Here is an 11,731-nt window from a genome sequence, read left to right on the forward strand (position 1 = left end):
AGCCCAGCGAAACGACGGATCCTCGCAACGTAAAATCATGCAGTTAGGCCTCATGAGAAAAGTGTACACCTGAGATGACAAGCATTTTCAACCAAAACTGGCACGGAAAAACAGCATGATTACCTATTATTCAACAAAGCCTGACAAACTTCACTGGGTGAGACCTTCCATGGTTAATGCAAACAGTTCCGCGGGAATGGTTGACAAGGATTATGCTATCAGAATTAAAAGTCGTGACGATGAATAAGCTCATCTTCGCTCATCAACCGGTAGTTTTCCTCTTCGCCAGACGGTTTTCAAATAATTTCCGTTAACGGAAAAACAGTTTATTGCGGCTTTTCTGAGCGGCCACGGGCACGCTGTCAGGCGATTCAGTCTGACGGAGCCCCGATTCATGAAACTGACCTCCCTTGCTTTCCTGCCGGCTCTGCTGCCGGTATCCGTACTGGCCGGCACTGTTCTCTTCACTGACAGTCATCATCTGCCGGCAAACCTGCCCCCGGGTGTGCCGGTGGTGCTTCTTGATGGTCCTGACCGGCTGCAGGCCGATATTTTTGGTGAGCTGCCTGCAGACCCCCGGCAGGCCGAAGCACAGGTTAGGCAGGTTATGGCATCACCTGCCTGGCAACAAAAACAGCTGCAGCTGAATGATTCTTATCGCCAAGTGGTCCGGGCGTGGGAACTGGGCATCAAAAAAGTGCCGGCGGTGGTGTTTGATGACCGCGATGTGGTGTACGGCACCACGGATGTGGCGGTGGCCACTTCCCTGCGTAACCGGGGAGGTGGTCAGTGAAGACAAAATCCTCCCGCTTCAGAACCACGCTGTGCTCGCTGGGTGTTGCCACGGTGCTGGGTACGGCAACCGCGCCGGCAGCTGTTGCCGCACTTAACACCGCGCAGATTATTGCCAGCGCCGTGTCGCAAAACTCTATCAGCTGGCGTGTCAGCGGCATCTGTTACTGGCTGTTCTGCACCCCCTTTGGCTGCAAGGTGCGCACGTCGGTCAAAGTCACTCACTTTATTCCCCAGACAGTGGTTTCAACCTATGTCGCGCCGGGCGGCAACCCGTGGCAGGAAATGGCGTTTGTCAGCCAGACTGCCGGCGGGCTGGAGAGTGCCGTGACCAGCGGGCTTTCCGGTGTTTCTGCCGGCGGAGCCAATCCGGCCGACATGAAAAATCCCGGCCAGCGCAAGTCCGCAGTTCGTTTCAAGTATGCCGATGTGATTGGCCACCCGGCCACGTCCCTCATTGGCGGCAGTATTCCGGGCTACTCCTGTGATACCGCAGCCACCCCGTTAATGCCTTACTTCCTGAGCACGCTAGATTCGGCGGCCTGGCGCACGGGCGTGCCGGAGTCCCTCTATCCGGAAGCGCTGGTTCCCGGTCAGCGGGAAATTGGCAGTCAGGCCGCAGCGAATATGTGGGGCAACGTCTATCCCCGTTCGGGGTTTATCAGCCAGACCGATGATGACAAAGCCTCTGCCGTGGTGGCGCAGCGTGTGGCAGACATTATCACCCGCGTCGGGCAGCCGCATGTGTATCAGGTGCTCAAAGGCAACCGCCATGACGGGTACTGGCCGCCTGGCGAGGTCACGGAAAACACCGGCACACGCAATCACAAATGGCAGCGGCTAGCCTCCCACATGACACAGTCATGTGCCGTCTTCCCGGACTGGAGCCACACCGCCGCGAGCGATAACAACGAAGCCTTTGCGCTCTGGCAGCCCTACAGCTGCTGCAAAAATCGCGGGCAGAAATTTCTGGGCAGCACTGATATCTGATGAGGAAAACCGTGAAAAAAACACCTTCATTTTCAGCCGTTCGCGTAAGCCTGCTGCTGACCGGATCCCTGCTGACTGTTCTTCCGGCGGCGCATGCGGCCGATGATGACAACACCATCCTTGGCATGTCCCTGCCACAGGTGAACAACAGCGCCATCGGTTACGGCAAGTCCGTGGATGGTGTGGTGTCGGACAAGCTGTTCTACACCCTCGGGGGCGGATCGGTCATTTCCCAGCCGGCCACGCGCGGAAATATGCAGAAGCTGGGGCTGAACACCGGCTGGAGCAGTGACATGATGTGCGGCAATTTCGACCTGAAAACCACCGTCGGCAACCAGCTCAACGGCGTCACATCCGGCTTTAAAAACCTGATGGGTGACGTGATTCAGGGGGCCACCGGTGCGGTGGCCAGTCTGCCGGCGATGGTCATTCAGCGGGCCAACCCCGGTCTGTATGACATGCTCACCAACGGCGTGCTTCAGGCCAATGTGTCATTCGACAAGGCACAGCTCAACTGCCAGAACATGGCGAAAAAGATGATGGACTTCAGCGACAGCAGTAACTGGACACAGCAGGCCATGATGGATGAGTACAAGTCCATCGTGAACAGCGGCGACGCTGATGCGGTCCGGGCCGATGATGCAGGCAGGAACGCCACTGGCGCGTCGGGCAGCAACTGGATCGGGGGAGAGAAACGCGGCGGCGCGGGCCAGCCTGCCATCCGTATCACCCAACTCAACGGTGGGCGAAAGCAGCTGTAACGGCGGCACGTGCTCTAAATTCGGCAGCGCTGAGGAGGCGGCGGCCATGACCGTGAAGGTGCTGGGCGACAAATCCATGCGCACCTGCGCCAATGCCAGCGAATGCACCAGCGGTGATGCCGGGAACCAGCCCGGGACGACCGTTGCCGGCACCGGGTTTGCGCCCCTGCTGGAAGACGCAACCAAAGCCAACGCTGAGCAGCTGGTGAAACTGGTCAACGGCACAGAGAAGCCCACGACGGAGAATCTGGCGAAGCTGAAAACCGGCGGACTGCCGGTGACGGCCGGCGTGATTAAAGCCCTGCAGCGTGACCCGGATAATGCAGCCCTGACAGCCCGGCTTGCCGGCGAGCTGGCCATGTCCGACACGGTGGAAACGGCACTCCTGATGCGCCGCATGATGGTCACCGGTATGTCAGAGCCGAATGCCGCCGCCCAGCCAAAGGCAATCGGTGCTGCCGGTGAGCGCATCGGGGCGCTGGACCGTGAAATCGCGGCGCTCAAAACCGAGATGGAGATGAAGCGCGAGCTGTCCCGCAACTCTGTGCTGACCATTATCGAGCGCGAGAACCAGCGTGTTCAAACCAACCCGCAGACCCAGGCTGATGACAATACCGACAGCCGCTTCAATCAGATGGCCACGCCGAAACAGGCCGAATGAGGAAACAGGCATGCAGAATAAAATGACTGTCAGGAAAGCCCTGACCCGTGCCGGCATCTTCCTCGCCTGCATGGCGCTGTTCATGGTGGTCTCGCTGATGGTGGCGGACACCGCCATGAAACACCCGGGTGAGGCTGCTGCATTCCGGCGCTGGATGCAGTCGACGCGCGACGGCTGGCTGATATGGCGGCTGGCGCTGTATGCGCTGGTTGCGTGGGGCCTCTGGAAAATCCGGCATGCGCCGGGTTTTCGGGAGGAGTACCGGCGGCCGCTGCTGCGCATCAGCGTGGTCAGTGTGCTTTTTATCGCGTTGTGTGAGTACGCGATGTTTACCGGTCCGGGAGTCTGACGATGACAACAAACAGCTATCTTGAGTATTTTCTCACGCTGCTCGGCTGGGTGATCAATAACGGCCTGTGGAACGCCCTGCTGGGCACCGGCTTATTTGTCCTGCCGCTGGTATTTAAGGTGGTGGGTATCTGGGGCTTTGTTGAATAAATAGAACTTTTGGGTAATCATCGGAGCAGATCACCACAGTTGTTTCAAAATCAGGTCTCCATGGGCTTTGTTGAATAAATAGATTTTATGCTGGCAGCCCAGCGAAACGACGGATCCTCACAACGTAAAATCATGCAGTTAGGCATCATGAGAAAAGTGTACACCTGAGATGGCAAGCATTTTCAACCAAAACTGGCATGAAAAAACAGCATGATTACCTATTATTCAACAAAGCCTCATGAAGGTGTTAGAGTTCGGCTTTTTGCTTGTCGGTAATAAATATCTTCATAGTGGGTGAGCATGATCTTCTTACCGAGTAAAATCAAGCATCTTCAATGATCACGGGTATATAGAACATAGATTATGTTCTGAGATAAAAATATCCGTAGAAGGCAAACACCTTATTTGTAGGCAACTATAATGATATTCAGACACATAATAGAGTAATATCCAAATACGCCCCCAAATTTAGTGTATGTGGAGTATCAACATAAGGAATTTCGCCAAGCAGCGGCGCAGGAATATGACGTTGCAGCGTCTCCAGATAGTCTTGATGCCAGCGTCCGGTCGGTTGAATATTGTTAGCAATCCACCCCGCCAGCGTCAATCCTGCCTGCGTAACGGCCTGAGCCGTCAGTAACGCGTGATTGATGCAGCCCAATTTGATGCCCACCACCAGAATCACCGGCAATTTCTCGTGCTGTACCCAGTCGGCATACGTCTGCTGCACAGTCAGTGGCGTGAACCAACCCCCCGCGCCTTCCACCAGCACCCAATCAGCCTTTTCGGTCAAGGCCGCCAGACCGCGCGACATCACCTCGAAATCGATGTGCTGCTGCTCAACCCGGCTCAATATATGCGGCGAGGTTGGCTCAATAAACACCAACGGATTGACCTCATCGTAAGTAAGCGACACGTTGCTGCACGCTTGCAGATGGCAAGCATCTTCATTACGAATGCCCTGTGGGGTCATCTCTGCACCGGAAGCTACCGGCTTATAGCCCGCACAGCGATACCCTTCCCGTGCAGCAGTCTGTAGCAATGCGCCGCTGGCGATGGTTTTGCCCACTTCTGTGTCTGTTCCGGTAATAAACCAACGTTTAGTCACGATAAATAATTCCATAAACCAAATGATAACTGAGGGGAAAGCCGCCCGGTGCAGCAGGATAAACCTGTGCCAGCGCTTGTAACCGCCGCCGGGTAAGCAAACCGCGCGAACGATCGCCATGTAACCAGGTGGCGCCAATCCCTTTCAACGAGTGCATCACATCGCTTACGGTCGCAAAACGGTAGGTCAGCGTGTGCGGGTAGAGCCTATGACGATAAGGGCGGCAGGCATAGGCGATTTGTGCCAACGGCAAAAAATCATTGACGCGTTTTGATCCATCCAAGCTCAGCCATGCTTGCGCCAGTTCGCCGAGGGAATCTTCAGCCAGCGTAGAAAACACCACTGCGCCGCCGGGACGCGTGGCCCGATAACAGGTCGCAATCGCACGCGGCAGATCTTCGCACCATTGCACCGCCAGATTGCTGAAGCAAAGATCGATTCTTGCATCCGCTAACGGCAAATGTTCAATATCCCCTTGTACGTAGGCATCTGCACTGTGTTCAGCCACAGCCTGTTGCAACATGCCAGCAGAAAGATCCAGGGCGATCACCTGTTTACCCAGCGCACTCCAGCGTTGACTGAAATGGCCGGTGCCGCAGCCCGCATCCAGTATCCGCTGTCCGGCCAGCGGTAGCGCCAAGGTCATCAGATGCTCACCGCTGGTCCGTTGCAATTCGGCAAATCGGGTGTAGCGCTGTGCCGCACGACCAAAAGCCTGCGCAATGGCCCGCTTGTTATGCAATTTATTACTCATTGACACCCTCTCCTTGCTCATACGCCACAGAGTGCAAAACTGCAAGCAGACGGGCGATGTCATCACCCGTGTGGCTGGCCGTCAGCGTAATACGCAGCCGCGCACTACCGGGCGGCACGGTGGGCGGGCGCATCGCACTGACCCAGAGTCCCTGTTCACGCAAACGCTGTGCCACGCGCAACGCGGCAACATTGTCGCCGACAATCAACGGTTGAATGGCACTGTGGGATGGCATCAAGGTAAAAGGCAAATCCCCAGCTCCGGCGCGAAACTGAGCAATATGGCGGCCTAGCCTGTCACGTAGCGCATCACCCTGCTGAATACAGAACAACGCCGCGTGTAATGCGCAAGCTTGGGCCGGTGGCATGCTGGTGCTGTAGATCAGATGACGGGCAAACTGCAAGAAATAGTCGGCCACCGATTCGCTGCACAACAGTGCAGCTCCGCTCACGCCAAACGCCTTGCCGAACGTCACGACCAGCAATTCGGGTTTTATCCCCTGTTGCCAGCAACTGCCACGGCCCTGCTGGCCGCACACGCCTATCCCGTGTGCATCATCTACCATCAGCCAGGCGCCGTGCGCCTGCGTCAACGCGTGCAGTGCCCCCAGCGGTGCGCTGTCACCGTCCATACTAAAAATACCTTCCGTGACAGCAAGGGTTTCGCCTGGGCAATAACCTGCCAGCAGGCGTTGCAGCGCTGCAGGTTGATTGTGCGCAAAGCGCCGCAGAGTGGCCGGTGACTGTGCGGCAGCTTCCAGTAATGACGCATGGCTGAGCTTATCCGCCAGAATGCGATCTTGTCCCTGCATCAGGGCGGCAACCACCGCTTGATTCGCGGCATAACCGGAGACAAACAGCAGCGCACGCGGGTAACCCAGCCATTGTGCCACTTCTCCCTCCAACACCGCATGCGCATCGGTATACCCTGTGACATGTCCTGAACCGCCGCTGCCCACGCCATAGCGCGTTGCACCGGTTTGCCAGGCCCCAATAATGGTTGGATGCTGGCTTAAGCCCAGATAGTCATTGCTGGAGAAATTCAGGTAGCGCTGCCCTTGCTGCGTCAACCAACGCCCACCGCCCTGATTAACAATACGTGAGCGATAAGCATCTTGCTCATGGCGCGCGATCAGCGCCGTATCTACGCGTTTTTGCCATCCCATAAGTGTTACACGGCAGCGTTATAGAACTGTTCAGTATCGGCTTCCAGCACCTGCTGCGCCAGCAGAATCTGCTGTTGGTTGTCACCGGCCCCCGTTTCCGTTTGCTGAGGATTGAGACCCAGTTTGCGAAACAGGATCAAATCCTTGTCTTCTTTCGGATTGGGGGTGGTCAGCAGCTTGCAGCCATAAAAAATGGAGTTGGCACCAGCCATAAAACACATGGCCTGGGTCTGCTCGCTCATCTGTTCGCGACCCGCAGACAGGCGCACGTGGGAGGTGGGCATCATGATGCGAGCAACGGAGATAGTGCGAATAAAATCGAAAGGTTCAACATCGTCGTTATTTTCCAGCGGCGTACCTTTTACTTTCACCAGCATATTGATTGGCACGCTTTCCGGCGGCGTCGGCAGGTTTGCCAGTTGCACCAATAATCCGGCACGATCGCGCACCGTTTCGCCTAATCCGACAATGCCGCCGGAGCAGACTTTAATTCCCGCGTGGCGCACTTTGTCCAGCGTATCCAGTCGTTCCTGATAGGTACGGGTGGTGATGATGTTGCCGTAGAACTCCGGCGAGGTGTCAAGGTTATGGTTATAGAAATCCAGCCCGGCGTCAGCCAGTCGTTCCGCCTGATCGCCGTGTAAAGTGCCTAACGTCATGCAGGTTTCCATCCCCATTTCCTTGACGCCTTTCACCATCTGTTCCAGATAAGGCATATCGCGCTCATGGGGATTTTTCCAGGCGGCTCCCATACAGAAACGGGTTGAGCCTGCCGCTTTAGCCTGACGCGCGAAATCCAGCACCTGCTCGACCTGCATCAATCGCTCCGCTTCCAGCCCGGTGCGATAACGCGCACTCTGTGGGCAATATTTGCAATCCTCCGGGCAGGCGCCCGTTTTGATGGAGAGCAACGTGCTGACCTGCACCTGACGCGGATCGAAATGCTGACGATGCACCTGCTGCGCCTCAAATATCAACTCTAAAAACGGTTTATCAAACAGTTGTTGCGCTTGCTCCAGCGTCCAATGAATACGTTCTGCCATATGGTTGGCCTCTTTGTTCGACAGGGTGCCATGCCGCCAGTGCGACATGAAAATGTGGCGTAAGTGTAAATTACAACGCTATACTGTCAACCACATGAGTGTTAATTTAGTTTACAACACGGTTTATTGATAATGTTGCTTTCGAACGCAGACTTGGAATTTGATCAACGCTATATCTGGCATCCTTATACCTCAATGACACACCCCCTTCCCTGTTATCCGGTGGTAGCGGCACATGGGTATCACCTGCAACTAGACGATGGGCGAGAGTTGGTGGATGGCATGTCTTCTTGGTGGGCGGCGATCCACGGCTATAACCACCCGCGTCTGAACCAGGCCTTGCAGCAGCAAATAGCTCAGATGTCGCATGTGATGTTTGGTGGCATTACACACCCTCAAGCCATCGCGCTATGCCAACGGCTGGTCACTATTACGCCTGCACCGTTGGAGTGTGTGTTTCTGGCCGACTCTGGTTCGGTGGCCGTGGAAGTGGCGCTTAAAATGGCGCTGCAATATTGGCAGGCGCGTGGCGAGCGTCGGGCGCACTTTTTGACCCTGCGTCACGGCTATCATGGTGACACCTTTGGTGCGATGTCGGTGTGTGACCCGCACAATGCCATGCACAACCTCTATCAGGGATATCTGCCTGAACACCTGTTTGCCGATGCACCACGCAGCCGCTTTGATGGCGAGTGGTATGAGTCTGATATCCAGCCGCTACGCGATATGCTGGAAACGCACCGTCATGATATTGCCGCCGTTATCCTTGAACCGGTGGTTCAGGGCGCAGGCGGAATGCGTATATACCACCCCATTTACCTCAAGCGCGTGCGCGAGTTGTGCAATAACCACGGTATCTTACTGATAGCAGACGAAATAGCGACCGGATTTGGCCGCACAGGGACGCTGTTTGCTTGTGAACATGCCGATATCGCCCCCGACATTCTCTGTCTGGGTAAAGCGCTGACCGGAGGATACCTGACGCTGTCAGCCACCTTGACCACGCGTAACGTCGCAGACACCATCAGCAACGGCGAAGCGGGTTGTTTTATGCATGGCCCGACTTTTATGGCTAACCCATTGGCCTGTGCCGCCGCCAATGTCAGCCTTGAACTGCTGGCAGATGGGGAATGGCAGCAACAGGTGATGGCAATTGAGCGCCAATTGCGCGCTGAATTAGTGCCATTACTGGATGCCGCGTTGGTAGAGGACGTGCGTGTTCTGGGCGCGATTGGCGTACTGGAAACCACACGACCTGTGGACGTGGCGCGCGTGCAGCGCTTTTTTGTCGAGCGCGGTGTGTGGATCCGGCCTTTTGGTAAGCTGCTGTATGTGATACCGCCCTATATTATCTCGCAACAGGCCTTAACACGCTTGACCCGCGCACTGCGTGACGCCGTACAGCGGCCTGAATTGTTTCAATAACGGCGGGGAAAGTCAGCGGGAAAAACCTGTGATCTGTGGCACACTAAATTGATTAGCGCTATGATAATCGCCCCAGCTTATCAGGAACTTCCCATGCGTAATACGACAATCCTTTGCGGGCAGTATTTACGCGCTTTCGCACTTATTTATCTGTGTCTGTTCGCAGGTAATGCGATATCCGCGTTACTCCCGCTGACTATTCCCGGCAGCATTATCGGTATGCTTATCCTCTTTGCTCTGCTGGCTTCGCAGATCCTTCCTGCGCCTTGGGTAAAACCCGGCTGCCAATTGATGATTCGCTATATGGCGCTGCTGTTTGTGCCTATCGGCGTGGGCGTCATGAATTACTATGATCTGCTGAGCAAGCAGTTTGGCACCATCGTTGTGTCCTGTCTTATCAGTACGCTGGTGGTAATGCTGGTCGTCGGTTTTTGCACACAGTTTATGCAACGCGAACACATCATCACCACGCACGAAACACCCGATGAGGAAGGGAAAAAATGATGTTGTCCAACATCTGGTGGTCATTACCCCTGACCTTGCTGACCTTCTTCGCGGCGCGCAAGTTGGCGATAAAATGCAAAATGCCACTGCTAAACCCACTGCTGGTGTCGATGGCTATCCTGATCCCGGTATTACTGCTGCTCAATATCCCTTACGAAAACTACTTCGCAGGCAGTAAAGTGCTGAACGATCTGTTGCAGCCCGCCGTGGTGGCGTTGGCGTTTCCGCTCTATGAACAGCTTCATCAGATCCGTGCGCGTTGGAAATCCATCATCAGCGTCTGCTTTATCGGCAGTATGGCGGCCATTATTTCCGGTACGCTCATTGCGCTGTGGCTTGGTGCCACGCCCGAGATCGCCGCATCAGTGCTGCCTAAATCGGTAACCACGCCTATCGCTATGGCGGTAGCAAGCACCATCGGCGGCATTCCCGCCATCAGCGCGGTTTGTGTGATTTTTGTCGGCATTCTCGGTGCAGTTTTCGGGCACACGCTGTTTAATCGCGTGGGCATTCGCACCAAGGCAGCGCGCGGACTCGCTATGGGCACGGCGTCACACGCGCTGGGCACGGCCCGTTGCGTCGAGATCGATTTTCAGGAAGGGGCGTTCAGCTCATTAGCATTGGTGATTTGCGGTATCATGACCTCGCTGATTGCTCCTTTTATCTTTCCGCTGCTGGTACAACTGTTTCACTAGCGACACAGATGATGCAGACGGCGCGATAATCGCCGCGCCGTTGCATTCTGCTCGATAATTTGAGATATATTGCGCAGAATGCATCTTAATTTCAATAAGTTCACGTTCGACGATATAATGATCACGATTTATTGATAGGCTACTTTTTACCCTGACAACAAACAATAATGGCAAAAAGAGTACATCGCTATGCATCCACGCTATCACGCCCCTTTTGCACAACTTTCTGACACAATGCAGCACGCCTTGCTACCAATACTTGAACGTCCTGACTTTGTCGGAATGTTGCTTGCTGACGACGTTACGATCCTTTGTACCCAATGCGATCTGACGCCAGAGACGTTAGCCTACACCTTACTCCCACTCGCGGCTGCCTGCGCCATTGCCCGTATTTCTCAATTTCAGGTGGGTGCCGTTGCTCAGGGCGAAAGTGGCAACCTCTACTTTGGTGCTAACATGGAGTTCATTGCCGTGCCGTTAGAACAAACGCTGCACGCAGAGCAGAGCGCCATAGCCCATGCCTAGCTGCGCTAGGAGCTCGGTTTGACCAGTATCACGGTGAACTACACGCCCTGCGGGCATTGCCGTCAGTTTATGAATGAACTGAATCGTGCGAACACGCTGCATATCCATCTGCAGGGGCGCGAACCCGCGCAGTTGTACCACTATTTACCTGACGCCTTTGGACCGCAGAACCTGAATATCACCACGCTGTTGATGGACCCGGTCAATCACGGACGCACCCTGCTCGATGCCGATCTGCTGGCGCAGACCGCGTTGGACGCAGCAAACCGTAGCCATGCGCCCTACAGCAATGCGCTGAGCGGCGTCGCGCTGGAAACTGATCGCGGCACAGTGTATACCGGGCGCTACGCAGAGAATGCCGCGTTCAACCCCAGCCTGCCGCCGCTTCAGGTAGCATTGAACCTGATGAATCTGGCCGGTGAAGATATTCACAGGGTGCGCCGCGCTGGTTGAGCCGCTCAATACCACCATCAGTCAGTGGGTGATGTTGCAAATTATTCTAGCGGAAGCAGGGTGTACCGACGTACAGCAGCACTTTATCGACTGATACAGCGCACAAAAATGATGGATGAACCGGGGAGCATTGACAAAATGTTGTGACGCAAGTCATGTGTAACTATTTTAATTAACATTTTCTGTACATATTTTTTGGGTAATTTAAGATCCGCGCGGCTTTGTTGAATAAATAGAACTTTTGGGTAATCATCGGAGCAGATCACCACAGTTGTTTCAAAATCAGGTCTCCATGGCAAAACAAAATTTTAAAATCACCAACTGGCCCTCTTATAACAAGGCCCTAAAGCAGCGCGG

12 protein-coding genes and 2 pseudogenes are annotated in these 11,731 nt (G+C 55.1%); 9 read left to right on the top strand and 5 right to left on the bottom strand.

Annotated features, from left to right (window positions below):
• The first annotated feature begins 394 nt into the window (after window positions 1-394).
• The 5 genes and pseudogenes from QZ506_RS14855 to QZ506_RS14875 all read left to right on the top strand — a co-directional run bounded on the left by QZ506_RS14855 (window position 395) and on the right by QZ506_RS14875 (window position 3,702).
• A complete protein-coding gene (locus QZ506_RS14855) occupies window positions 395-793 on the top strand; it encodes a TIGR03757 family integrating conjugative element protein (RefSeq protein WP_291972075.1) in 399 nt (132 codons plus the stop codon).
• Window positions 790-1,782 carry a TIGR03756 family integrating conjugative element protein gene (locus QZ506_RS14860; RefSeq protein WP_291972077.1) on the top strand — a complete coding sequence of 331 codons (993 nt, stop codon included), beginning with the start codon at window positions 790-792 and terminating at the stop codon, window positions 1,780-1,782. Before QZ506_RS14855 ends, QZ506_RS14860 begins: the two co-directional genes overlap by 4 nt.
• Window positions 1,782-3,204: pseudogene (locus QZ506_RS14865) on the top strand (integrating conjugative element protein). The gene QZ506_RS14860 and the pseudogene QZ506_RS14865 overlap by 1 nt, the downstream one beginning before the upstream one ends.
• A gap of 10 nt (window positions 3,205-3,214) precedes the next feature.
• The gene (locus tag QZ506_RS14870; protein WP_291972078.1) at window positions 3,215-3,553 is read left to right on the top strand and encodes a hypothetical protein; all 339 of its coding nucleotides are present in this window, start codon (window positions 3,215-3,217) and stop codon (window positions 3,551-3,553) included.
• 2 nt (window positions 3,554-3,555) lie between these two features.
• Window positions 3,556-3,702: a hypothetical protein gene (locus QZ506_RS14875; RefSeq protein WP_291972096.1), complete on the top strand. Its 147-nt coding sequence runs from the start codon at window positions 3,556-3,558 to the stop codon at window positions 3,700-3,702.
• Between the two features lie 427 nt (window positions 3,703-4,129).
• On the opposite strand, the gene bioD is transcribed toward QZ506_RS14875, so the two are convergent.
• From bioD to bioB, 4 genes are read right to left on the bottom strand one after another with little or no spacing between them, the layout of a single operon-like run.
• The gene (gene bioD / locus QZ506_RS14880; protein ID WP_291972080.1) at window positions 4,130-4,810 is read right to left on the bottom strand and encodes a dethiobiotin synthase; all 681 of its coding nucleotides are present in this window, start codon (window positions 4,808-4,810) and stop codon (window positions 4,130-4,132) included.
• Complete coding sequence (gene bioC, locus QZ506_RS14885) at window positions 4,803-5,564, bottom strand: malonyl-ACP O-methyltransferase BioC (protein WP_291972082.1); 762 nt, start codon at window positions 5,562-5,564, stop codon at window positions 4,803-4,805. Before bioC ends, bioD begins: the two co-directional genes overlap by 8 nt.
• A complete protein-coding gene (bioF, locus tag QZ506_RS14890; RefSeq protein ID WP_291972084.1) occupies window positions 5,557-6,729 on the bottom strand; it encodes an 8-amino-7-oxononanoate synthase in 1,173 nt (390 codons plus the stop codon). Before bioF ends, bioC begins: the two co-directional genes overlap by 8 nt.
• Window positions 6,730-6,734: 5 nt before the next feature.
• Entirely contained in the window at window positions 6,735-7,772 is a 1,038-nt protein-coding gene (gene bioB, locus QZ506_RS14895) for a biotin synthase BioB (protein ID WP_291972092.1), read from the bottom strand.
• 132 nt (window positions 7,773-7,904) lie between these two features.
• On the opposite strand from bioB, the gene bioA reads away from it, so the two are divergent.
• The 4 genes and pseudogenes from bioA (at window position 7,905) to cdd (ending at window position 11,468) form a co-directional block, all read left to right on the top strand.
• Window positions 7,905-9,197, top strand: a complete 1,293-nt coding sequence (gene bioA / locus QZ506_RS14900) for an adenosylmethionine--8-amino-7-oxononanoate transaminase (protein WP_291972086.1) — start codon at window positions 7,905-7,907, stop codon at window positions 9,195-9,197.
• Between the two features lie 93 nt (window positions 9,198-9,290).
• On the top strand, window positions 9,291-9,701 hold the full coding sequence (locus QZ506_RS14905) for a CidA/LrgA family protein (protein WP_291972088.1): 411 nt from the start codon (window positions 9,291-9,293) through the stop codon (window positions 9,699-9,701).
• Window positions 9,701-10,396: a CidB/LrgB family autolysis modulator gene (locus QZ506_RS14910; RefSeq protein WP_291972094.1), complete on the top strand. Its 696-nt coding sequence runs from the start codon at window positions 9,701-9,703 to the stop codon at window positions 10,394-10,396. Before QZ506_RS14905 ends, QZ506_RS14910 begins: the two co-directional genes overlap by 1 nt.
• A gap of 189 nt (window positions 10,397-10,585) precedes the next feature.
• A pseudogene (cdd, locus tag QZ506_RS14915) lies at window positions 10,586-11,468 on the top strand (cytidine deaminase).
• On the opposite strand, the gene QZ506_RS14920 reads toward cdd, so the two are convergent.
• Window positions 11,458-11,643, bottom strand: a complete 186-nt coding sequence (locus QZ506_RS14920) for a hypothetical protein (protein WP_291972090.1) — start codon at window positions 11,641-11,643, stop codon at window positions 11,458-11,460. The pseudogene cdd and the gene QZ506_RS14920 sit on opposite strands and share 11 nt — an antisense overlap.
• Window positions 11,644-11,731 lie beyond the last annotated feature (88 nt).

Origin of the sequence: Candidatus Symbiopectobacterium sp., assembly GCF_020054415.1 — a bacterium.
In the GTDB taxonomy this organism is placed as follows: Bacteria; Pseudomonadota; Gammaproteobacteria; order Enterobacterales; family Enterobacteriaceae; genus Symbiopectobacterium.

What these genes read in the sequence shown, in the direction of transcription:
- QZ506_RS14910 (WP_291972094.1), top strand. Translation starts at nt 9,701, where the DNA reads ATGTTGTCCAACATCTGGTGGTCATTACCCCTGACCTTGCTGACCTTC.
- bioC (WP_291972082.1), bottom strand. Translation starts at nt 5,564, where the DNA reads ATGAGTAATAAATTGCATAACAAGCGGGCCATTGCGCAGGCTTTTGGT.
- bioF (WP_291972084.1), bottom strand. Translation starts at nt 6,729, where the DNA reads ATGGGATGGCAAAAACGCGTAGATACGGCGCTGATCGCGCGCCATGAG.
- bioB (WP_291972092.1), bottom strand. Translation starts at nt 7,772, where the DNA reads ATGGCAGAACGTATTCATTGGACGCTGGAGCAAGCGCAACAACTGTTT.
- QZ506_RS14855 (WP_291972075.1), top strand. Translation starts at nt 395, where the DNA reads ATGAAACTGACCTCCCTTGCTTTCCTGCCGGCTCTGCTGCCGGTATCC.
- QZ506_RS14870 (WP_291972078.1), top strand. Translation starts at nt 3,215, where the DNA reads ATGCAGAATAAAATGACTGTCAGGAAAGCCCTGACCCGTGCCGGCATC.
- bioA (WP_291972086.1), top strand. Translation starts at nt 7,905, where the DNA reads ATGTTGCTTTCGAACGCAGACTTGGAATTTGATCAACGCTATATCTGG.
- QZ506_RS14905 (WP_291972088.1), top strand. Translation starts at nt 9,291, where the DNA reads ATGCGTAATACGACAATCCTTTGCGGGCAGTATTTACGCGCTTTCGCA.
- QZ506_RS14875 (WP_291972096.1), top strand. Translation starts at nt 3,556, where the DNA reads ATGACAACAAACAGCTATCTTGAGTATTTTCTCACGCTGCTCGGCTGG.